This window comes from Streptosporangium sp. DT93, from assembly GCF_049844535.1.
Taxonomy (GTDB): Bacteria; Actinomycetota; Actinomycetes; order Streptosporangiales; family Streptosporangiaceae; genus Streptosporangium.
This window is the reverse complement of the sequence record NZ_JBNCLF010000008.1, coordinates 297606-317367: the sequence shown is the minus strand read 5'-3', so window position 1 is coordinate 317367 and position 19762 is coordinate 297606. Positions and strand designations below refer to the sequence as shown.

Here is a 19762-nt window from a genome sequence, read left to right as displayed (position 1 = left end):
TCAGCGGCCGTCCTTTACGTTGGAGTGGTAGGGGTTTCCCAGGGATTCTTCTACGGTGTCGAGCCCGAACCTGGAGCGCAACTCGGTTTCCCGCTCGGCCGCGCCCCGCCGGGTCTCCCCGGCCAGGTCGCGCACCTGCTCCAGGGCTCCGGCGGCGTTGTGCACGGCCCGGCGGGCCAGGTGGTCGGGGTGCAGCGCCTGGAGCCTGCGCATGACCCACACGGCGCCGAACGCGCCCAGTCCCATGTAGAACAGCCTGCGGATCATCGCCGCCGCCTCTCCAGCGCCGGCCGGGTGCCCGCCGGGCGGCGGCGGGCGCCCAGTGCCCGGCGCAGGCCGTGGGTGAACGCCGCGACTTTGATCATCGGCCCGGTGACGAGGTTCTGGGTGACGTCACTGACCCGGGCGACGTGCCCGCTGACCTGCTTGACGTCCTTGGTGATGGCCTCCAGGGCCACCAGCTGCCGGTTGGTCTCGCCGACGGCCGAGGAGACGTCCTCCAGCAGCGGGACGACGCGGTCGCCCAGTTGGGAGACCATCTTGGTGGTCTCGGTCAGCAGACGGATCAGCCTGACCAGGGCGACGGCCATGAAGCAGACCAGGATCGCCCAGGCCATCGCGGCGATCAGCCCGGCGACCTCTCCTGCGGTGAGCATTGCGGACCCGTCCCCTCATAGGTGACCCCGGCCGTGGTCGGGTGGAATGGCGAAACCCTATCGTGCCCGAGGTCATCGCCCCTCGCTCACCGCGCACCGGGCACGGGGCGGGTCACTCGTCGCGCAGGAAGGCGCGGATCCTGGACCAGCGGTCGGCGAAGGCCGCCTCGGCGCCGTGCCGGGTGGGGCGGTAGTAGCGCCGGTCCCGCAGTTCCTCGGGCGCGTACTCCTGCCGGACCAGGCCGTGCTCGAAGTCGTGGGGGTAGCGGTAGCCCTCGCCGTGCCCGAGCTTCCCGGCCCCGGCGTAGTGGGAGTCGCGCAGGTGCGCGGGGACGTGCCCGATGGCGCCGCGCCGCACGTCCGCCGAGGCCTCGCCGATGGCGGTGATCACCGCGTTGGACTTGGGGGCGAGCGCGCAGTGGATGACGGCCTGGGCCAGGTTGAGCCTGCCCTCGGGCATGCCGATGAGCTCCACCGCCTGGGCCGCGGCCACCGCCACCTGCAGGCAGGTGGGGTCGGCCATGCCCACGTCCTCGGAGGCGAAGATGACGATCCTGCGGGCGATGAACCGGGGATCCTCCCCCGCCTCGATCATCCGGGCCAGGTAGTGCAGCGCGGCGTCGGCGTCGGAGCCCCGCATGCTCTTGATGAAACCGCTGATCACGTCGTAGTGCTGGTCGCCCTGACGGTCGTAGCGGACGGCGGCCTTGTCCACCGCGCGTTCCACCACCTCGACCGTGACCTCGCCGTCGGCGATCAGCGCGGCGGCCTCCAGGTAGGTGAGCGACCTGCGGGCGTCGCCGCCGGCCAGCCGGACCAGGTGCTCGGCGGCCTCGGGCGCCAGGCGGACCTTCCCGTCCAGGCCGCGCGGGTCGGCGACGGCGCGCTCCAGCACCGCGCGGACGTCGTCCTCCGACAGGGCCTGGAGGGTCAGCAGCAGCGAGCGCGACAGCAGCGGGGAGATGACGGAGAAGAACGGGTTCTCGGTGGTGGCGCCGATGAAGGTGACCCAGCGGTTCTCCACGGCGGGGAGCAGGGCGTCCTGCTGCGCCTTGTTGAAACGGTGGACCTCGTCGACGAACAGCACGGTCTGGCGGCCGGACATGCCCAGGTCCCTGCGGGCCTGCTCGATGGCCGCGCGGACCTCCTTGACCCCGGCCGAGACCGCCGACACCTCGACGAAGCGCCGCTTCGTGGCACCGGCCACCACGTAGGCGAGGGTGGTCTTGCCGGTGCCCGGCGGCCCCCACAGGAACAGCGACATCGGCGCCTCGGCCTCGACGAGGCGGCGCAACGGCGTGCCGGGGCCCAGCAGGTGCCGCTGGCCGATCACCTCGTCCAGGCCCCGGGGGCGCATCCGCACCGCCAGGGGCTCCTGGCCGCGATGGGCCTCCTCGGCCGCCGCGTCGAACAGGCTGTCCACGCCTGAGACAGTACCGCCGCCCGGTGGGGCTCAGCTCCCCCAGACCGCGACGGCGCCGCTGTGCCCGGCCCGGACCACGTAGTAGAGGGCGGCGACCGCCAGGATCACGGTCAGGACCGAGACCGCCGTCACGACCGGACGGCCGAACCGGTCGCCGCGGCAGACGTGGACCAGGGCAGCCGAGGCGACCCCCAGGCCGAGGGTGACGAGCAGCAGGGGGGTGCCGAAACCGGCGTGCTCGGTGATGCGCTCCCCCAGCTCGCCGCTCGCGGAGGAGAAACGGCCCGCCTGCAGGGCCTCACCGCTCTGCCGGGCCGCGAACACGCTCACCGGCACGATCGGGGCGAGCCCGGCCACCGCCCAGGTGAGCACCGGCCGGGTGCGGGGCGCCAGCGCGTACACGACGGCGAGCACCGCGAGCAACGGGGTGAGGACCACCGCCGCGTGGACGATCAGTGGGTGCGGGGGCAGGCCGAGGATCTCGTCGAACATGGGAGGCTCCGGTGGTGCGTGGTTCGTCGTCGGTAGGCATGGATCCCACCATGAACCGGCTATGGGGAGCGTGAAGGGCCATTTTTCGTCCCTTACGACCATCCGTCACCACGCGGTGAATTTCACCACTTACGTGAAGCACATAACGGGGCCGGTACTCTTTCGCCAGTCCGCACATCATGCAACAGCAATCCTGGAGGACATAGCGGTGAGCGCCGAGGACCGCCAGAGCCAGTTGGCTCGGGAGCACAGGGAGCGGCAGGCGAAGCGTGCTGAGCAGCAGGCCGGCACGTCGAAGCGGAACGCCGTCATCGGAACGGTCGCCGCGCTCGTTGTGGCGGGCGGGCTGGTGGCCGGTGTGACCCTTCTGGGGGGCGACGACGACGCCAAGCCGGCCGCCGCCGCCACGGGTTCGCCGTCCCCGGCGACCACACCCACCGCGGCGCCGACGCCGAGCCTGACGGCCCCGGCCGCGCCGGTCGACACGACCTGCTCCTACACCAAGGACACCAGCGGCAGCCCGATGAAGTTCGTGGGCATGCCGCCGAAGAAGCCGAACCTGAAGCTCAAGACCATGACGATCACCACCAACCACGGGGTCGTCGAGATCGAGCTGGCGACCGCGCAGGCGCCGTGCACGGTCAACTCCTTCGCCTTCCTGGCCAAGAAGAACTTCTTCGACGGCAACAAGTGCCACCGCCTGGCGACGCCGGAGAACTCCGGGGTGGGCCTGCTGCAGTGCGGTGACCCTCAGGCCAAGGCCGACGGCAAGAACCCCACCGACGGCCAGGGCAGCGCGGGCTACGTCTACGCCAACGAGAACATGGAGGGGGCCGCGTACCCCAAGGGCGTGGTCGCCGTGGCCCAGGCTCCCGACGCCGTCGACCAGAACGGCAGCCAGTTCTGGATCTCGATGGCCGACGACACCAACCAGGTGGAGAAGGCCTACACGCCCTTCGGCGTCGTCCGCAAGGGCATGGACGTCCTGGAGAAGATCTACGCGGGCGGATGGATCCAGAACCCCGACGACATCACCGGCGACGGCGGCTCCACCGCCCCCAAGCTGCCGGTGGTCATCAAGGACGTGAAGCTCTCCTGACGCGCTTCCGGTGACGACGCGTCACCGGAACGGATCACCACATCGCCACGTCGCCGGATCACCGCGTCGCGATACCGCCGCATCGCGACGTCGCCGCGTCACCGGACACCGTGAACGCCCCGGAGGCCGTAAGGCCTGCCCGGGGCGTTTCCGTGTCCGGGCCTCACGGGCCCGCCCCGTCTCCCGCGTCTCCCGCGTCTTCCCCGTCTCCCTGGCCTCCCCACGCGCCCTTCGGTTCCCGGCGAGGCGACCACGCTCAGGCTCCGCGGGGCCAAGGATCCGGCGGGGCGCTCAGAGCGCCCGTACGACACGGGCCGGGTCTGCCGGGCACAGTGGGGCCACGACGCACGCGCGGGGAGCCCGGGACGTCCTGAGCGCCCGGACGGGCCATGTGGGGTCCGCGCGGGATGCCCGGACCGTGTTCCTGAGAAAATCGTGATCACGGAAAGGCCGTGATCACCGCCACAGTCGCCCGCCGTCCCCTTCCCCACGGCCAGACTCGAAACAGGTCCGGTCCACCTCTTGAGGGAGTCATCGATGGCGGAGAGACTGCGCGGCGATTTCGTGTTCGATCCCGAGTTCGGCAGGAATCCCTACGCGACCTACGCCGCGCTCCGTGAGAAGGGACCCGGGCGTCTTCGCCGACCCCGACGTCGTGGACGTCACCCGCGCCGACAACCACCACCTGGCCTTCGGGCACGGCATCCACCTCTGCATGGGCGCGCACCTGGCCCGCCTGGAGGGCCGGATCGCCTTCGAGACGCTGCTGCGCCGGCTGCCCGGCCTGCGCCTCGCCTGCCCGCCCTCCGAGCTCTCCTGGCGCGGGAACGGCTCGATCATCCGCGGTCTGCGGAACCTGCCGGTCTCCTTCTGACCGCCCGGCACCACGCGGGGCCCGGCCCGATCACGGGCCGGGCCCCGGATGGGAGAGGCCGGGTCAGGCGCCGGACTTGGGCCTGCCGTCGACGCCGGCCTCCTTGCGCTGCGCGGCCGTGATCGGGGTCGGCGCGCCGGTCAGCGGGTCGAAGCCGGAGGCCGTCTTGGGGAAGGCGATGACGTCGCGGATGGAGTCGCCGCCCGCGAGCAGCATGCAGATCCGGTCCCAGCCGTAGGCGATGCCGCCGTGCGGCGGCGGGCCGAAGGTGAACGCCTCCAGCAGGAAGCCGAACTTGTTCTCCGCCTCCTCCTTGGAGATGCCGAGCACGTCGAAGACGCGCTGCTGCATCTCGGCGCGGTGGATACGGATCGAGCCGCCGCCGATCTCCATGCCGTTGCAGACCATGTCGTAGGCGTAGGCCAGGGCCTCGCCGGGACGGTCCTGGAAGGTGTCGGCCCACTCGGGCTTGGGACCGGTGAAGGGGTGGTGGACCGCGGTCCAGCCGCCCTCGCCGTCCTCCTCGAACATGGGGGCGTCGACGATCCACAGGAAGTTCCACGCCGACTCGTCGATCAGCCCGCGGCGGCGGCCGATCTCCAGGCGGGCCGCGCCGAGCAGGTCGCGGGAGGCGGAGGCGGCACCGGCCGCGAAGAAGATCGCGTCACCGGGCGCGGCGCCCACCTCGGCGGCCAGACCGGCCGCCTCGGTCTCGGACAGGTTCTTGGCGACCGGGCCGCCGAGCGTGCCGTCCTCGCCCACCAGCACGTACGCCAGGCCCTTGGCCCCGCGCGACCTGGCCCACTCCTGCCAGCCGTCCAGCTCCTTGCGGGTCTGCGAGGCGCCGCCCGGCATGACCACGGCGCCCACGTACGGCGCCTGGAAGACCCGGAAGGTGGTGTCGGCGAAGAACCGCGTCATCTCCACGAGCTCCTGGCCGAAGCGCAGGTCGGGCTTGTCCGAGCCGTAGCGGGCCATGGCCTCGTGGTAGGTCATCCTGGGCAGCGGCAGCGGCAGCTCGTAGCCGAGGGTCTCCTTCCAGATGCGCCCGACCAGCGCCTCGCCCAGGGCGATGACGTCGTCCTGGTCGACGAAGGACATCTCAACGTCGATCTGGGTGAACTCCGGCTGCCGGTCGGCGCGCAGGTCCTCGTCGCGGTAGCACTTGGCGAGCTGGTAGTAGCGCTCCAGGCCGGCCACCTGCAGGAGCTGCTTGAACAGCTGCGGCGACTGGGGCAGGGCGTACCAGCTGCCCGGCTGCAGGCGGACCGGGACCAGGAAGTCGCGGGCCCCCTCCGGGGTCGAGCGGGTCAGCGTCGGGGTCTCCACGTAGGTGAACCCGTGCTCGTTCATGACCTCGTGGGCCAGGTACGTGGCCCGGGAGCGGATGCGCATGGCGTGCGCGACCTGCGGGCGGCGGATGTCGAGGTAGCGGTACTTGAGCCGGGCCTCCTCCGAGACGCCCGCGCCGCCCTCGATGGGGAACGGCAGCGGCGCCGACTCGCTGAGCACCTCGACCTCGGAGGCGACGACCTCGATCCGGCCGGTCGCCAGGTCGGGGTTCTCGTTGCCCTCGGGGCGGACCCGCACCTCGCCGACGACCTTGACGCAGTACTCGGCGCGCAGGCCGTGGGCGTCGTCCTCCTCGCGGAAGACCACCTGCGCCGAGCCGGAGGCGTCGCGCAGGTCGATGAAGACCACGCCGCCGTGGTCACGGCGTCGTGCCACCCATCCGGCGAGCGTCACCTGCTGCCCGGCGTGCTCCTCGCGCAGCGATCCCGCTTCGTGCGTGCGGATCATTTGTCCAGTCTCTCCTTCAACGTGGTGACGATCCCGGCGAGCGGCACGGCGGCCTGGTCCCCGCTGAGAAGGTCCTTGACCTGCGCGACCCCTTCGGCGATGTCCCGCTCGCCGAGGATCACCGCGTGGCTCGCCCCGGAGCGGTCCGCGCCCTTCATGGCGCCCTTGACGCCCCTGCCGCCGAAGGACATGTCGGCGCTCAGACCGGCCCGGCGCAGCTCGGCGACGAGGAGGAACATCCGGCGGCGCGCCTGCTCGCCCAGCGGCACACCGTACACCTGGACGCGTGTCCCGGCGTCCTCGGCCCCGAACAGGCCCTCGGCCTCCATGGCCAGGACCGTGCGGTCGACGCCGAGCGCCCAGCCGACGCTGGGCAGGGGCGGGCCGCCGAGCATCTCGCTCAGCCCGTCGTAGCGTCCCCCGCCGCCGACCGCCGACTGCGAGCCGAGCCCGTCGTGGACGAACTCGAACGTGGTGCGCGTGTAGTAGTCCAGGCCGCGCACCAGCCGGGGGTCGTCGGTGTAGGCGACGCCGGAGGCGCTCAGCAGGGAGCGGACCTCCTCGTGGTAGGCCTCGCACGCCCCGCACAGGTGGTCGACGACCAGCGGCGCCTCCTTGAGCTGGGCCTGCACCTCGGGGCGCTTGTCGTCGAGCACGCGCAGCGGGTTGAGCTCGATCCGCTGCCGGGTGGGCTCGTCGAGGTCGAGGCCGCGCAGGAACTCCTGGAGCGCGGCCCGGTAGACGGGGCGGCACACGGCGTCGCCCAGCGTGTTGACCAGCAGCCGGACGCCGGTGAGCCCCAGCGCGGCGTAGCCGTCGACGGCCAGCAGGATCAGCTCGGCGTCCAGCGCCGGATCCTCCGAGCCCAGCGCCTCGGCGCCGACCTGCGAGAAGTGGCGGTAGCGGCCCTTCTGGGCCCGCTCGTAGCGGAACTGGCTGCCCGAGTACCACAGCTTGACCGGGAGCTGCCCGTTGTGCAGGCCGTGCTGGAGCACCGCCCGCACCACCGAGGCGGTGCCCTCCGGGCGCAGCGTGATGGAGCGGCCGCCCTTGTCCTCGAAGGTGTACATCTCCTTGGAGACGATGTCGGTGGACTCGCCGACCCCGCGGACGAAGAGCGCGGTGTCCTCGAAGACCGGGGTCTCGATGTAGCCGTACCCCGCCCGGCGGGCGGGTGCGGTCAGTGCCTCGCGCACCGCCAGCGCCCTTTCGGAGCGCGGCGGGAGCCAGTCGAAGGTGCCCTTGGGCGCCTGCAAAGTCATTGTCTAAAGTCCCCTGCCGGGGCCGCCGTCGTGCCGGACGTCCGCGGGATCGGCTCCCGCGGCCCTCTCCGCCTCCGCGAGGTAGGGATTGCCGGCACGCTCTTGGCCGATCGTGGTCTGTGGTCCGTGGCCGGGCAGCACGACCGTCTCCGCCGGCAGCGGCAGGCACTTGGCCGCCAGGCTGCGCAGGATGGTCGGGTAGTCGCCGCCCGGAAGGTCTGTGCGGCCGATGGAGCCGGCGAACAGCAGGTCGCCCGAGAACATCACGTCCGGGATCTCCTCGGTGGCGGGCAACCTGAACGTCACCGACCCCCTGGTATGGCCGGGGGCGTGGTCGACGGTGAGCTCCAGGCCCGCCAGACGCAGCACCTGGCCGTCGGCGAGCTCGCGCACGTCGTCGGGCTCGGTGAAGGTGAGACCGCCGAACATCTGCTGCTTCGTCGACAGCGACAGGCCCTTGCCCGGGTCGGAGAGCAGGTCGCGGTCCTCGGGGTGGATCCACGCGGGGACGTCACGCGCGCCGCAGACCGGGGCGACCGACCACATGTGATCGATGTGCCCGTGGGTGACCAGCACCGCGACCGGCTTGAGCCGGTGCTCGCGCAGCAGGTCGTCGAGGTCGCCGACGGCGTTCTGACCGGGATCGACGACCACGCACTCCTCTCCCGCGGCGGGAGCGACGACGTAGCAGTTGGTCTGGAAGGACCCTGCGGGAAAGCCGGCGATGAGCATCTGCCTCAGCTGATCTCGTCAAGAATGCGGATGGGAATGTAACCGAAGGGTACCGGTGCGGGTCGGCGGGCTGCGAACCATTACCCATTGGCCGATACGATTCGCCCACCTCATTAAGTACTACTCGGCACTCGGGAGGGCGAAGCGGTGAGCGGCAAGGACCGTCAGAAGCAGTTGGCGCGCGAGCACTACGAGCGGCAGACGCAGCGGCGTCTCGAACGCGAGGCCAAGTCAAAGCGCAACGCGATCATCGGTACCAGCGTGGCCGCCGTGGTCGTCGTGGGAGGCGTGATCGCCGCGACCACCCTGCTCGGCGGCTCCGACACGACGGCGACCGCCACCTCCGAGCCGGCCCCGTCGCCGAGCTCGTCCGTGTCGGAGGCCGCAGGTCCCGCGCCGACGGCGTTCGACCCGGCGGCCGGCACCTGTGGCTACGCCGCCGCCCCCGACGGCGCGGTCAAGAACGTGGGCCTGCCCCCGGCGAAGGTCGACAAGAGCCCGAAGAAGATGACCATCGAGACCAACCTCGGCGACATCGTGATCGAGGTGTCGGCGGAGAAGACGCCCTGCACGGTCAACTCCTTCGCCCACCTGGCCCAGAAGAAGTACTTCAACGGCTCCAAGTGCCACCGGCTGGGCTCCGACCAGTTCCCCATGCTGCAGTGCGGCGACCCGCTGGCCAAGGCCGACGGCAAGAACCCCACCGACGGCCAGGGCGGTCCCGGCTACCGCTTCGTCAACGAGAACCTGGAGGGGGCCAAGTACACCCGGGGCGTCGCGGCCATGGCCAACAGCGGACCCGACACCAACGGCAGCCAGTTCTTCCTGGTCTACGGCGACACCCAGCTGCCCGCGGACTACACGCCGTTCGGTACGGTCACCAAGGGTCTGGAGATCCTCGACAAGGTGAACAAGGCCGGGTTCATCCCGCCGGGAGACGGCGGCACCGGAGCGCCGAAGGAGACTGTCGAAATCAAAGACGTGACAATGTCCAGCAAGAGCTGACGTAATACATACAAGGGGCGGTAAGTCCCGAAAGGCTGATGAAAGTGCGGGAGGACACGGTGAGCACCGACCCGTGGGGCCGGGTAGACGACGACGGCACCGTCTACGTACGTACGGCCGAGGGCGAACGGGCCGTCGGGTCCTGGCAGGCCGGCGAACCGGAGGAGGCCCTGGCCTACTTCCATCGCAAGTTCGACGAACTGGCCGGGCAGGTGACCCTGCTGGAGCAGCGGGTCCGCGGCACCGACCTGCCGCCCGCCCAGGCGGAGGCGACCATCGTCAAGCTCCGTGAGGCGATCACCGACGCGCATGCGGTCGGCGACCTGGACGCGCTGCTGACCCGCCTGGGCGCCCTCACCGAGCTGGTCGCCCAGCGCCGGGAGGAGGTCAAGGCCGCCCGCGACGTGGCCAGGGCGGAGGCCAAGGGCATCAAGGAGCGGATCGTCGCCGAGGCCGAGCGCATCGCCGAGGACACCACCCACTGGAAGACGGGGGGTGAGCGGCTGCGCCAGCTGATCGAGGAGTGGAAGGCCGCCGAGCGCATCGACCGGGTGACCGAGGCGGCCCTGTGGAAGCGCCTGTCGGCGGCCCGTACGGCCTTCGCCAAGCGGCGCAAGGTCTACTTCGCCGGGCTGGACGAGCAGCGCGAGGGGGTGCGCTCGTCCAAGGAGCGCATCGTCGCCGAGGCCGAGGAGCTGGCCTCGTCCACCGACTGGGGAACCACCGCCTCCGCCTACCGCGAGCTGATGCAGCAGTGGAAGAACGCGGGGCGGGCCTCCCGTGAGGTGGAGGACGAGCTCTGGGGCCGCTTCAAGGGCGCCCAGGACCGGTTCTTCCAGGCCCGCTCGGCCGTCTTCGCCGAGCGCGACGCCTCGCTGGCCGCCAACGCGGAGGTCAAGGAGCAGCTGCTGACCGAGGCGGAGAAGATCCTCCCGGTCACCGACGCCCGGGCGGCCCGCGGTGCCCTGCGCGCTCTCCTGGAGCGCTGGGAGGCGGCCGGTGCCGTCCCGCGCGAGCAGCGTGACCGGCTGGAGGGCGGCCTGCGCAAGATCGACGAGGCGGTCCGCAAGGCCGAGGAGACGGAGTGGAAGCGCTCCAACCCCGAGGCCCGCGCCCGCGCCCAGACCACCGTCGACCAGTTGCGCAAGTCCATCGGCCAGCTGGAGACCCGCCTGGCCAAGGCGCAGGAGGCCGGCAGGGACAAGGACGTCAAGGACGCCGAGGAGGCCCTGACCGCCCGCCGTTCCTGGCTGGAGGAGGCCGAGCGCACGCTCGCCGAGTTCTCCTGATTCCTCCGGCGCCCCTCCGGCGTCCCTTCGGTGCCGCGCCCGGCCGGGTGCGGCACCGGAGGGACCGGGTGGGGCGTCGTTCCTGTTCCGGGTCATCGGGGAACGGCCCGGCGGCCGGTGCCCTCAGGAACCGGCGCCGCTGACCCGGTAGACGTCGTACACGCCCTGGATGTTGCGGACCGCCTTCAGCACGTGCCCCAGGTGCTTGGGGTCGCCCATCTCGAAGGTGAACCTGCTGATCGCGACCCTGTCCCTGGACGTCGTCACCGACGCGGACAGGATGTTGACGTGCTGGTCGGAGAGGGTGCGGGTCACGTCGGAGAGCAGGCGGGGCCGGTCCAGCGCCTCGACCTGCAGGGCCACCAGGAAGACCGAGTCGTCCGCGGCCGACCAGGCGACCTCGACCAGGCGGTCGGGCTCGGAGGTGAGCTGGTCCATGTTCGGGCAGTTGGTGCGGTGCACCGACACCCCGTGCCCGCGGGTGACGAAGCCCACGATCTCGTCGCCGGGGACCGGGGTGCAGCAGCGCGACAGGCGTACCCAGACGTCGGAGTCGCCCGCGACGACCACCCCGGCGCCGCCGCTGCCGCGCGGGCGGCCGCGCAGCTTGGTGGGGACCGAGGTCTCGGCGATGTCCTCCTCGGCGCCCTCCACCCCCCCGAAGGACGTCACGAGCTTCTGCACGATCGCCTGCGCGGCGACGTGGCCCTCCCCGACGGCCGCGTACAGCGCGGAGACGTCCGGGTAGCGCAGGTCCCTGGCGAGGGCCAGAAGGGACTCTCCCGACATCAGGCGCTGCAGCGGCAGGCCCTGCTTGCGCATGGCGCGGCCGATGGCCTCCTTGCCCGCCTCGATCGCGGTCTCGCGGCGCTCCTTGGAGAACCACTGACGGATCTTGTTGCGGGCCCGGCCGGACTTGACGAACTTCAACCAGTCGCGCGACGGGCCGGCGTCGGGCGACTTGGAGGTGAAGATCTCCACGGTGTCGCCGTTGCTCAGCCGCGACTCCAGGGGCACCAGGCGGCCGTTGACCCGGGCGCCGATGCAGCGGTGGCCGACCTCGGTGTGAACGGCGTAGGCGAAGTCGACCGGTGTCGCGTTCTCGGGCAGCGCGATCACCTGGCCCCTGGGCGTGAAGACGTAGACCTCGGAGACCGACAGGTCGAACCGGAGCGACTCCAGGAACTCGCCCGGGTCGGCGGTCTCCTTCTGCCAGTCGAGCAGCTGGCGCAGCCAGGCCATGTCGCTGGCGGGCTTCAGCTTCGCCCCCGCGGGACCGGAGGTGGTCGTGTCCTCCTTGTACTTCCAGTGCGCGGCCACGCCGTACTCGGCCCTGTGGTGCATGCCGTTGGTGCGGATCTGCAGCTCGACGGGCTTGCCCTCGGGGCCGATGACCGTGGTGTGCAGCGACTGGTACATGTTGAACTTGGGCATCGCGATGTAGTCCTTGAACCGGCCGGGCACCGGGTTCCATCGCGCGTGAATCGTTCCCAGCGCCGCGTAGCAGTCGCGGACCGTGTCGACCAGGACCCGGATGCCCACCAGGTCGTAGATGTCGTCGAAGGCGACGTCCCTGGCGATCATCTTCTGGTAGACGGAGTAGTAGTGCTTGGGGCGGCCCTTGACGGTCGCGCGGATCTTCGCGTCGCGCAGGTCGCCGGAGACCTTCTCGATGACCTCCTGCAGGAACAGGTCCCTGCGCGGGGCACGCTCCGACACCATGCGGGCGATCTCGTCGTAGCGCTTGGGGTAGAGCATGGCGAACGCGAGGTCCTCCAGCTCCCACTTGATGGTGTTCATGCCCAGCCGGTGGGCGAGCGGCGCGAAGATCTCCAGCGTCTCGCGGGACTTCTGGTGACGCTTGTGCTCGGGCAGGTAGCGCATGGTGCGCATGTTGTGCAGCCGGTCGGCGAGCTTGATCACCAGCACCCGGATGTCGCGGGACATCGCCACGACCATCTTGCGCACGGTCTCGGCCTCGGCCGCGTCGCCGAACTTGACCTTGTCGAGCTTGGTGACGCCGTCGACCAGCAGCGCGATGTTGTCGCCGAAGTCCGAGCGCAGCTCGTCCAGGCCGTAGGCGGTGTCCTCGACGGTGTCGTGCAGCAGCGCGGCGCAGAGCGTCTCGTCGTCGGTGCCGAGCTCGGCGAGGATCGTCGCCACCGCCAGCGGGTGGGTGATGTACGGGTCGCCGCTCTTGCGCTTCTGGTCGCGGTGGTGGTGGGCGGCAACGTCGTAGGCGCGCTCGATGAGCCTCAGGTCCGCCTTCGGATGGGTCGCGCGGACCGTCCGGAACAGCGGCTCCAGAACCGGATTCATGCCGCCACCCCACTGTCCCCCAAGACGGGCGAGCCTTCGCCTTACCGCCGGCTTCTCCTCGGCGGCTCCGGACATGGCGGAACCGGCGTCGCCTGCGGGGGCGGCCGTCTCGGGACCACCACCGCCGGCGGTCGTGTCGGGGACGACCACATCACGGGGCACTCAGACTCCCTACGTTCGAGTCCAGATTCTTCAGTGTATCCAGACCGACTTGTGCGCATTCGTCCGCGGGTGGGTCAAACGACGACCAAGGAGCGCACCTCGACGTCGGTCAGGCGCTCGCGTCCCTTGAGGAAGGCCAGCTCCATGAGCACGGCGAGGGCGACGACATCGGCGCCCGCCCTGCGGACCAGCTCCACCGCCGCCCGTGCCGTGCCGCCGGTGGCGAGCACGTCGTCGACGATCAGGACCCGCTCTCCGGGGACGAACGCGTCCCGGTGGACCTCGATGACGGCGGAGCCGTACTCCAGATCGTAGGACTCCTCAAGCGTCTCAGAGGGCAGTTTGCCTTTCTTGCGTACCGGGACGAATCCCGCACCCGCCCGCAGGGCGGCCGGAGCGGCCAGGATGAACCCCCGCGCCTCGATGCCCACGATCTTGTCCACCTCGTACATCCCGGCCAGTTCGTCGGTCACCGCGGCGAACACGACCGGGTCGGCGAGCAGCGGGGTGATGTCCTTGAACAGCACCCCGGGCTTGGGGTAGTCGGGCACGTCGCGGATACGGCCGAGGATCAGGCTGCTCAGCTCGGTCACGGTGAACTCCTTGCAGGGGAGGGGCGGAAACGCCGAGGGGTACGGGAACGGCGGGGACGGCGGGAGGGCCGGGAAGGCGAACGCCTCCGCTCCCTGGCGGGGAGCGGAGGCGCGGACGTGCCCGGAGCTACCTCTTCTTGCGCTTGTCGGCGGACGGCGTGACCGTGCGGGTGGCCCCGCCGGTGGCCGTGGCGCCACCTCCGGCCCCCGCGGCGACCGGCTGGCGCGTGGCCGCCTTCACCCCGGAGCCGCCGTGCGAGGAGAGCCTGCGGGCGATCGCCTGGTAGCGCGGCTCGCGCTCCTTCAGCGTGACCAGCAGTGGCGTCGCCACGCAGAGCGAGGAGTAGGTGCCGACGAGCATGCCGACGAACAGCGAGAGCGACAGGTCCTTCAGCGTGCCGGCGCCGAACAGCGTGGTGCCGATGAACAGGATGGCCGCGACCGGCAGGATCGCCACCAGGGTGGTGTTCAGCGACCGGATCAGCGTGTGGTTCAGCGCGTTGTTGGCGGCCTCGGTGTAGGTCATCTTGGAGGTCGTGCCGAGCTTGGCGGTGACCTCCTTGATCATGTCGAACACGACGACGGCATCGTAGAGCGAGTATCCGAGGATCGTCAGGAAGCCCAGCACCGTGGACGGGGTGACCTCGAACCCGGACCAGGCGTAGACACCCGCGGTGATCACCAGGTCGTGCAGCAGGGCCACGACCGCGGCCAGCGCCATCTTCCACTCGAAGGCCATCGTCAGGTACAGGATGATCGCCAGCATGAAGACGATCAGTCCGATGACGGCCTTGTTGGCCACCTGGCCACCCCAGGAGCCGCCGATCACCTGCAGGGTGACGTCGTTCTGCCTGATCCCGAACTCGTTCGCCACCGCCTTCTGCGTCGCGGTGACCTGTTCGGCCGGGAGGGTCTCGGTGGTGACCCGCCAGCCGTTGTTGGTCGTCTGGGCGATGACCTGGTGGGCACCGGACTCGGTGAAGGTGCCGCGTACCTGCTCGATGGTGGCGGTCGGGGCCTTGAACGAGAAGACCGACCCGCCCTTGAACTCCACGCCCAGGTTGAGGCCGTTGAAGACCAGACCGGCGATGGAGATCACCAGCAGGATGCCGGAGAGGCTGTACCAGAGTTTCTGGCGGCCGACGAAGTCGACGTTGACCTCACCCCGGTACAGCCGGCGCGCGATGCCGGACATCATGCCTCCTGCGGAACGGTCTTGGGTGCGACGGCGGTCTCGCTCATGCGCTCGGCGTCGAGACCGGAGAGCCTGTGGCCCCTGGCGAAGAACTTCAGCCTCGCCAGCAGCGCGATGAACGGCTTGGTGAACATGAACACCACCGCGATGTCGATGAGGGTGGTCAGGCCCATCGCGAAGGCGAACCCGGCCACGCCGCCGACCGCCAGGAAGTACAGCACCAGGGCGGCGATGAACATGACCGCGTCGGCGATGAGGATCGTGCGCCGGGCACGGACCCAGGCGACCTCGATGGCCGTGCGCAGCGAGCGCCGGCCCTCCTTCATCTCGTCACGGATGCGTTCGAAGTAGACGATGAACGAGTCCGCGGTGATACCGATCGACACGATGAGGCCGATGATGTGCGGCAGCGAGAGGCGGAAGCCCGCGAACGCGCCGAACAGCACCACGGCCTGGTAGGTCACGATCGACGCGACCAGCAGGCTCAGCACCGAGACGACGCCCAGGCCGCGGTAGTAGAGCATCGAGTAGACCACGACCAGCAGCAGGCCGATCACGCCCGCGATGAGGCCGCCGCGCAGCTGGTCGGCGCCCAGGATGGAGGAGACCTCCTCGATGGCGCCCTGCTTGAACTTCAGCGGGAGCGCGCCGTACTTGAGCTGGTTGGCCAGCTCGTCGGCGGTCGCCTGGGTGAAGCTGCCGGAGATCTGCGCCCGGCCGCCGGTGATGGGCTCCTGGATGACGGGGGCGGAGATGACCACGCCGTCGAGGACCATGGCGACCTGGTTGCGCGGGGCCTGCGAGTTGAAGGCGGTGGTGGTGACCTTCGACCACTGGTCGGGGCCCTGGCCCTTGAACGAGAGCTGCACGAGCCACTCGCCGGTGGTCTGGTCGACGCCCGAGGAGGCGGAGTCGATCGAGGTGCCGGTGACGGCCGCCTTCTCCAGGACGTACTTGGCGGCGCCGTCGGCGCTGCAGCCGACGTACTGCTTGTCCGGGGCGTCCTGGGCTCCCTTGCCGGCGTCCTTGGAGCAGTCGAGCGTCTCGAACTGCTTCAGGGCGGCCGGGTCGATGCCGGTGGTGTTCATACCGGCCGCCGGGTCCTCGGGCGCCGCAGGCGCCGTGGGCATGGTGCTCGGCGGGGCGGTGGGCGCGGCACTGGCGCCGGGGCTGGCGCTCGCGTCCGGCTTGGCCGACGCCCCGTCCTGGCCGGACCCGGCCGAGGGGGTGGCGGCGGGGGCCGGGGTGGCGGCGGAGCCCGCCCGGGTCAGCGCCGACGACAGGGCACGGCCGGCCGGGGTGGCCCCGGTGTCGGGGGCTGCGGTCGCGTCGGGCTTCGGGGTCGCGTCGGGCTTCGGGGTCGCGGATTCTCCGGGTTCGGCCTTCTTGTCGCCCTTGCCGCCCTTGCCCGACGTCGTGGGCGACGGGGACGGGGTCGGCGCCTGGGTGGACAGCTGTCCCGGGGGTGCCGGTGACCCGGGCCCGACCGCCAGCACCTGGCGGAACCTCAGCTCCGCGGTGGTGCCGACCAGCTTGACGACCTCCTCCTGGCCCACGCCGGGGACGGAGATGAGGATGTTGTCACCGGCCTTGGCGACCTCGGCGTCGGAGATGCCGGTGCCGTTCACCCGGTCCCGGATGATGTTCACGGCGAGGTTGAGGCTCTCCTCGGTGGGAGCGCCTCCGGTCGCCGTTACGGGCTGCAGCGTCACTGTCGTGCCGCCGGCGAGGTCGAGGCCGTACTCGGGGGTGTATGCCTTGTTGAAGAGCATCACACCGCCCATGGCGAGGATGATCGCCAGGAGGAGCAGGAGCATGCGCCCCGGTCTGCTCTGGCTGCTGGTCGGTCGGGCCACTGGTCGTCAGTTCTTTCGGCTATAGGGGACGGGTGGGGATCCTGCTCACGGTTTCCTGCTCGTCGAGTCCTGACCCTCGCCGTGCTGCTCGGCCGTCTTCGGCACGTCGTGGACGGCCGGGTCGGCGGTACCGAGAGTGTCGCTGGTGCCGAGTGTGCCGGTGGTGGCCTTGAGGTCCTGCTCCACGTCGTCGACGGGGACCAGGACGCGGCCGATGGCCGCCTTGACCCAGCGGGTCTCGACCCCGGGGGCGATCTCCAGGATCACGTCGTCGGCGTCGATGGCCACCACGGTCGCGAACAGACCCGTCGTGGTCATCACGCCGGTGCCCGGGGTGAGACTGTTCTGCATCTTGGCCTGCTCCTGCTGCCGCTTGCGCTGCGGGCGGATGAGCAGGAAGTAGAACACCACGACCATGAGAGCGATCATGATCAAACTCGAATAGCTGTCGCCCACGGGGCCGCTCCCTCTCTTGAGAATGGCCGGCTCAAGCCGGACGTCTTGTACGGCCACGCCACTCAGCACGTCAGCCTACACAGCCGACCAAGCCTAGGAGTTTAGGCGAGCTGTTAGGAGCGCGGCAACGAGGTGACGTCTCGGCACGCGAGGAAGTTCCCGTTTCGATACCGTCGTCATCGACCTGTGATCGATTCCGTACGTCTCCCCTACGGTTCCCACGTTATATCTTTCCCGGTTCGTCTCCCAGGTCGACGAGGAACGAGGCGCCAAAGGCGTCCGGCGGCGGGGTCAGCCCGAGGTGGGTCCAGGCGGCGGCGGTCGCGACCCGGCCGCGGGGGGTGCGGGCCAGCAACCCCTGGCGTACCAGGAACGGCTCGGCCACCACCTCGACCGTCTCCGGCTCCTCCCCCACCGCGACCGCCAGCGTCGACAACCCCACCGGGCCACCGCCGAACCTGCGCAGCAGTGCCCCGAGCACCGCCCGGTCCAGCCGGTCGAGCCCCTCGGCGTCGACCTCGTAGAGGTTGAGCGCGGCCGAGGCGACGTCCCTGGTCACCACGCCGCCGGCCCGCACCTCGGCGAAGTCGCGGACCCGGCGCAGCAGGCGGTTGGCGATGCGGGGCGTGCCGCGCGAACGCCCGGCGATCTCGCGGGCGGCGTCGGCCGGCAGGGTGACGCCCAGCAGCCGCGAGGAGCGGTGCAGCACCTGCTCCAGCTCGGCGACCCCGTAGAAGTCCATGTGCGCCACGAAGCCGAAGCGGTCGCGCAGCGGCGCGGGCAGCATGCCCGCCCGGGTGGTGGCGCCGACCAGGGTGAACGGGGCGATCTCCAGGGGGATGGCGGTCGCCCCGGGGCCCTTGCCCACCACGATGTCGACGCGGAAGTCCTCCATGGCGAGGTAGAGCATCTCCTCGGCCGGCCTGGCCATCCGGTGGATCTCGTCGATGAACAGGACCTCGCCCTCCGACAGGGTCGACAGGATCGCCGCGAGATCGCCGGCCCGCTCCAGCGCCGGTCCCGAGGTGATCCTGAGCGGCACCGACAGCTCGGTCGCGATGATCATGGAGAGGGTCGTCTTGCCGAGACCGGGGCCGCCGCTCATCAGCACGTGGTCGGGGGGCCGGTTGCGCCGCAGCGCGCTCTGCAGCACCAGCGAGAGCTGCTCGCGCACCCGCGCCTGGCCGATGAACTCGTCCAGCCGCTTGGGCCGCAGGGCCGCCTCGATGTTCTGCTCGTCACCCTCGGCCTCCGGCGACACCAGATCCCGCTCGCTCACGCCCGTCCGCCTTCCCTCGCCGCCCGCAGGACCCTCATCGCACGCTCAGCATCCGCAGCGCGGCCTTGAGCAGGGCCGCCACCTGCGGGGTACGCCCCTCGGCGAGCGCGGTGTCGGCCTGGGGCGCGACCGCGGCGACGGCCTCGTCGGCGTCGCGGGCCGAGTAGCCGAGCCCGACCAGGCCGGAATGGACCTGGTCGCGCCAGGCGGGCACCGGGGCGTCGCCGTTGAGCGCCGCGGCGACGGCCTCCTCGGGGGTGCCGAGCTTGTCCTTGAGGTCGACGATGATCCGCTGGGCGCCCTTGGGGCCCACCCCGGGAACCCTGGTCAGCGCCTTGACGTCGGCGGCGGCCACGGCCATCCGGAGCGCGTTGGGGGTGTGCACGGCCAGCATGGCCAGCGCGACCTTGGGGCCGACCCCGCTGGCCGCCTGGAGCATCTCGAAGATGCCGCGCTCGTCGTCGGTGGCGAAGCCGAAGAGCGTCAGCGACTCCTCGCGGACCACCAGCGAGGTGGCCAGCCTGGCCTCCTCGCCCTGCCTGAGCGCCGCCAGCGTCATGGGGGTGCAGTGCACCCGGACCCCGACACCCCCGACCTCGACGACCGCCCCGTCGGGCGCGATCGCGGTCACCTGTCCCCGCACCGAGGCGATCACTTCGTGGTTCCTCTCGAGTATCCGGCACGGCCCCGGTCGCGGAAGTAGGCCGCGGCGGTCGTTCCCGGGGCGCCCGCGGCCCGGCCGGCCGCCCTGTCGGCCGCCTGGGCCGCGGCCTGGGCCAGCCTGTTCTGGGCGCCGCCCCGCCAGACGTGGCAGATCGCCAGGGCGAGCGCGTCGGCGGCGTCGGCGGGCTTGGGCATGGCGTCCAGCCGGAGCAGGCGGGTGACCATCGCGCCGACCTGCTGCTTGCCGGCCGTGCCGCTGCCGGTGATCGCGGCCTTGACCTCGGACGGCGTGTGCAGCGCCACCGGCAGCCCCCTGCGGGACGCGCACAGGATGGCCACGGCCGAGGCCTGCGCGGTGCCCATCACGGTCCTGAGGTTGTGCTGGGCGAAGACCCGCTCCACGGCCACCGCGTCGGGTCTGACCTCGTCGAGCCACTGCTCGATGCCGGCCTCGATCGCCACCAGCCGGGCGCCGATCTCGTCGTCGGCGGGGGTGTAGACCACCCCGACCCTGACCAGGCTCAGCGGCGCCCCTGGCCGGCCCTCGACCGCGCCGAGCCCGCATCGGGTAAGCCCGGGATCGACCCCCATCACCCGCAGCTCGGGC

19 protein-coding genes are annotated in these 19762 nt (G+C 71.0%); 4 read left to right on the top strand and 15 right to left on the bottom strand.

Annotation, left to right across the window (positions count from 1 at the left end; all coding sequences use genetic code 11):
- The 4 genes from ACLQ2R_RS20115 to ACLQ2R_RS20100 all read right to left on the bottom strand — a co-directional run bounded on the left by ACLQ2R_RS20115 (position 1) and on the right by ACLQ2R_RS20100 (position 2571).
- Positions 1–267: a hypothetical protein gene (locus tag ACLQ2R_RS20115; RefSeq protein ID WP_425961563.1), complete on the bottom strand. Its 267-nt coding sequence runs from the start codon at positions 265–267 to the stop codon at positions 1–3.
- Entirely contained in the window at positions 264–656 is a 393-nt protein-coding gene (locus ACLQ2R_RS20110) for a DUF948 domain-containing protein (RefSeq protein ID WP_425961561.1), read from the bottom strand. Before ACLQ2R_RS20110 ends, ACLQ2R_RS20115 begins: the two co-directional genes overlap by 4 nt.
- A 112-nt stretch (positions 657–768) precedes the next feature.
- The gene (locus ACLQ2R_RS20105) at positions 769–2079 is read right to left on the bottom strand and encodes a replication-associated recombination protein A (RefSeq protein ID WP_425961560.1); all 1311 of its coding nucleotides are present in this window, start codon (positions 2077–2079) and stop codon (positions 769–771) included.
- 30 nt (positions 2080–2109) lie between these two features.
- Positions 2110–2571: a hypothetical protein gene (locus ACLQ2R_RS20100; RefSeq protein ID WP_425961558.1), complete on the bottom strand. Its 462-nt coding sequence runs from the start codon at positions 2569–2571 to the stop codon at positions 2110–2112.
- A gap of 208 nt (positions 2572–2779) precedes the next feature.
- Here ACLQ2R_RS20100 and ACLQ2R_RS20095 point away from each other — a divergent pair, with 208 nt between their 5' ends.
- Complete coding sequence (locus tag ACLQ2R_RS20095; protein WP_425961556.1) at positions 2780–3670, top strand: peptidylprolyl isomerase; 891 nt, start codon at positions 2780–2782, stop codon at positions 3668–3670.
- A 616-nt stretch (positions 3671–4286) separates the two neighbouring features.
- Entirely contained in the window at positions 4287–4544 is a 258-nt protein-coding gene (locus ACLQ2R_RS20090) for a cytochrome P450 (protein ID WP_425961554.1), read from the top strand.
- 63 nt (positions 4545–4607) lie between these two features.
- Here the strand turns inward: ACLQ2R_RS20090 and aspS are convergent, their stop codons facing one another.
- From aspS to ACLQ2R_RS20075, 3 genes are read right to left on the bottom strand one after another with little or no spacing between them, the layout of a single operon-like run.
- Positions 4608–6344, bottom strand: coding sequence for an aspartate--tRNA ligase (gene aspS, locus ACLQ2R_RS20085; protein ID WP_425961552.1), 1737 nt, complete (start codon positions 6342–6344; stop codon positions 4608–4610).
- Positions 6341–7606, bottom strand: coding sequence for a histidine--tRNA ligase (hisS, locus tag ACLQ2R_RS20080; protein WP_425961550.1), 1266 nt, complete (start codon positions 7604–7606; stop codon positions 6341–6343). The genes aspS and hisS overlap by 4 nt, the downstream gene beginning before the upstream one ends.
- 3 nt (positions 7607–7609) lie before the next feature.
- Positions 7610–8338 (bottom strand): MBL fold metallo-hydrolase, encoded by a 729-nt coding sequence (locus ACLQ2R_RS20075; RefSeq protein WP_425961548.1) that lies wholly within the window; start codon positions 8336–8338, stop codon positions 7610–7612.
- A 147-nt stretch (positions 8339–8485) separates the two neighbouring features.
- On the opposite strand from ACLQ2R_RS20075, the gene ACLQ2R_RS20070 reads away from it, so the two are divergent.
- Complete coding sequence (locus ACLQ2R_RS20070) at positions 8486–9343, top strand: peptidylprolyl isomerase (protein ID WP_425961547.1); 858 nt, start codon at positions 8486–8488, stop codon at positions 9341–9343.
- 38 nt (positions 9344–9381) lie between these two features.
- The gene (locus tag ACLQ2R_RS20065) at positions 9382–10632 is read left to right on the top strand and encodes a DUF349 domain-containing protein (protein WP_425961545.1); all 1251 of its coding nucleotides are present in this window, start codon (positions 9382–9384) and stop codon (positions 10630–10632) included.
- 123 nt (positions 10633–10755) lie between these two features.
- Here the strand turns inward: ACLQ2R_RS20065 and ACLQ2R_RS20060 are convergent, their stop codons facing one another.
- The 8 genes from ACLQ2R_RS20060 to ruvC form a co-directional block, all read right to left on the bottom strand.
- On the bottom strand, positions 10756–12951 hold the full coding sequence (locus ACLQ2R_RS20060) for a RelA/SpoT family protein (protein ID WP_386242832.1): 2196 nt from the start codon (positions 12949–12951) through the stop codon (positions 10756–10758).
- 236 nt (positions 12952–13187) lie between these two features.
- The gene (locus tag ACLQ2R_RS20055; protein WP_425961543.1) at positions 13188–13706 is read right to left on the bottom strand and encodes an adenine phosphoribosyltransferase; all 519 of its coding nucleotides are present in this window, start codon (positions 13704–13706) and stop codon (positions 13188–13190) included.
- A 127-nt stretch (positions 13707–13833) separates the two neighbouring features.
- Positions 13834–14904: a protein translocase subunit SecF gene (secF, locus tag ACLQ2R_RS20050; RefSeq protein ID WP_425961541.1), complete on the bottom strand. Its 1071-nt coding sequence runs from the start codon at positions 14902–14904 to the stop codon at positions 13834–13836.
- On the bottom strand, positions 14901–16718 hold the full coding sequence (secD, locus tag ACLQ2R_RS20045) for a protein translocase subunit SecD (protein WP_425961539.1): 1818 nt from the start codon (positions 16716–16718) through the stop codon (positions 14901–14903). The genes secF and secD overlap by 4 nt, the downstream gene beginning before the upstream one ends.
- An 84-nt stretch (positions 16719–16802) precedes the next feature.
- The gene (gene yajC / locus ACLQ2R_RS20040) at positions 16803–17186 is read right to left on the bottom strand and encodes a preprotein translocase subunit YajC (RefSeq protein ID WP_425961537.1); all 384 of its coding nucleotides are present in this window, start codon (positions 17184–17186) and stop codon (positions 16803–16805) included.
- A gap of 250 nt (positions 17187–17436) precedes the next feature.
- Positions 17437–18492, bottom strand: coding sequence for a Holliday junction branch migration DNA helicase RuvB (gene ruvB, locus ACLQ2R_RS20035; protein WP_425961535.1), 1056 nt, complete (start codon positions 18490–18492; stop codon positions 17437–17439).
- 34 nt (positions 18493–18526) lie between these two features.
- A complete protein-coding gene (gene ruvA, locus ACLQ2R_RS20030; RefSeq protein ID WP_425961533.1) occupies positions 18527–19147 on the bottom strand; it encodes a Holliday junction branch migration protein RuvA in 621 nt (206 codons plus the stop codon).
- Positions 19144–19755, bottom strand: coding sequence for a crossover junction endodeoxyribonuclease RuvC (gene ruvC / locus ACLQ2R_RS20025; protein WP_425961607.1), 612 nt, complete (start codon positions 19753–19755; stop codon positions 19144–19146). The genes ruvA and ruvC overlap by 4 nt, the downstream gene beginning before the upstream one ends.
- Positions 19756–19762: the final 7 nt, after the last annotated feature.

Coding starts and splice junctions, on each gene's coding strand:
- ACLQ2R_RS20115 (WP_425961563.1), bottom strand. CDS start 267: ATGATCCGCAGGCTGTTCTACATGGGACTGGGCGCGTTCGGCGCCGTG.
- ACLQ2R_RS20110 (WP_425961561.1), bottom strand. CDS start 656: ATGCTCACCGCAGGAGAGGTCGCCGGGCTGATCGCCGCGATGGCCTGG.
- ACLQ2R_RS20100 (WP_425961558.1), bottom strand. CDS start 2,571: ATGTTCGACGAGATCCTCGGCCTGCCCCCGCACCCACTGATCGTCCAC.
- aspS (WP_425961552.1), bottom strand. CDS start 6,344: ATGATCCGCACGCACGAAGCGGGATCGCTGCGCGAGGAGCACGCCGGG.
- hisS (WP_425961550.1), bottom strand. CDS start 7,606: ATGACTTTGCAGGCGCCCAAGGGCACCTTCGACTGGCTCCCGCCGCGC.
- ACLQ2R_RS20075 (WP_425961548.1), bottom strand. CDS start 8,338: ATGCTCATCGCCGGCTTTCCCGCAGGGTCCTTCCAGACCAACTGCTAC.
- ACLQ2R_RS20065 (WP_425961545.1), top strand. CDS start 9,382: ATGAAAGTGCGGGAGGACACGGTGAGCACCGACCCGTGGGGCCGGGTA.
- ACLQ2R_RS20060 (WP_386242832.1), bottom strand. CDS start 12,951: ATGAATCCGGTTCTGGAGCCGCTGTTCCGGACGGTCCGCGCGACCCAT.
- secF (WP_425961541.1), bottom strand. CDS start 14,904: ATGATGTCCGGCATCGCGCGCCGGCTGTACCGGGGTGAGGTCAACGTC.
- secD (WP_425961539.1), bottom strand. CDS start 16,718: ATGCTCCTGCTCCTCCTGGCGATCATCCTCGCCATGGGCGGTGTGATG.
- yajC (WP_425961537.1), bottom strand. CDS start 17,186: ATGATCGCTCTCATGGTCGTGGTGTTCTACTTCCTGCTCATCCGCCCG.